The organism is Pseudoalteromonas sp. SR45-5, assembly GCF_014163565.1.
Classification (GTDB): domain Bacteria; phylum Pseudomonadota; class Gammaproteobacteria; order Enterobacterales; family Alteromonadaceae; genus Pseudoalteromonas; species Pseudoalteromonas distincta.
In genome coordinates this window covers 1-1,202 of sequence record NZ_JACJDN010000896.1, presented here as the reverse complement: position 1 = coordinate 1,202, position 1,202 = coordinate 1, and the positions used below count along the sequence as shown (strand labels likewise).

The window sequence follows — 1,202 nt, the reverse complement described above, 5'->3', positions numbered from 1 at the left end:
CCATGGTATTCGCTACACTCAAAAAGCATTAAAAGCAGCTGCTGAACTTAGTGCTAAATACATTAATGAGCGCCACTTGCCAGATAAAGCAATTGATGTAATTGATGAAGCGGGCGCTAATCAACGTTTACAACCTAGTTCTAAACGTAAAAAAACCATTGGTGTGGCTGATATAGAGCTAATAATATCGAAGATGGCACGTATTCCACCACAAAATGTGTCTTCAACAGATAAAGAGACGCTTAAAAATCTAGACCGTAATCTAAAAATGCTTGTGTTTGGACAAGATCAATCTATTGATGCACTTACATCGGCTATTCGTTTATCTCGCTCAGGTTTATCAAGCGAAGAAAAACCAGTGGGTTCGTTCTTGTTTGCAGGCCCAACAGGTGTTGGTAAAACAGAAGTAACTAAGCAACTTGCTAAATGTATGGGTGTTGAGTTTATTCGTTTTGATATGTCTGAGTATGTAGAGCGCCACGCAATCAGCCGACTAATTGGTGCTCCACCAGGATATGTTGGTTTTGAGCAAGGCGGGTTATTAACCGAGGCGGTTATTAAAAACCCACATGCGGTTGTACTTTTAGATGAGATTGAAAAAGCGCATCCAGATATTTACAATATTTTACTACAAGTTATGGATCACGGTACGTTAACCGATAATAACGGTCGTAAAGCTGATTTTAGAAATGTAGTGGTTGTAATGACTACCAATGCGGGCGTACAAGAAACTACGCGTAAGTCGATTGGTTTTACAGAGCAGGATCACACGCATGATGCAATGGGCGAAATTAATAAAGTTTTCTCGCCAGAATTTAGAAACCGTTTAGATAACATTATTTGGTTTAACCACCTTGAACGTGAAGTTATTTTACTGGTGGTTGATAAGTTTATTGTGGAACTGCAAGCTCAGCTTGATAAAAAATCGGTTAATCTTGAGCTTACGCCTAAAGCGCGTGAATGGCTCGCAGATAAAGGTTATGACAAGGCTATGGGTGCACGACCAATGGCACGTGTTATTCAAGAAGAGCTTAAAAAGCAATTAGCTAATGAAATACTGTTTGGTGAACTTGTTGATGGCGGTACAGTTAAAGTATCGGTTAAAGACAAGAAGATCCGCTTTGATTACGAGAGCAATTTAACGCCAGCGTAAAACGTTAATTACACAACTAAGTTAAATAAAAATGGCCCGCTAAATAATA

General features: G+C 39.1%; 1 protein-coding gene. It reads left to right on the top strand.

Annotated elements, in window-relative coordinates:
- Nucleotides 1–1,153 (top strand): AAA family ATPase (locus H5072_RS19920; protein WP_182694577.1); only part of this gene is annotated, 1,153 nt, incomplete at its 5' end.
- Nucleotides 1,154–1,202 lie beyond the last annotated feature (49 nt).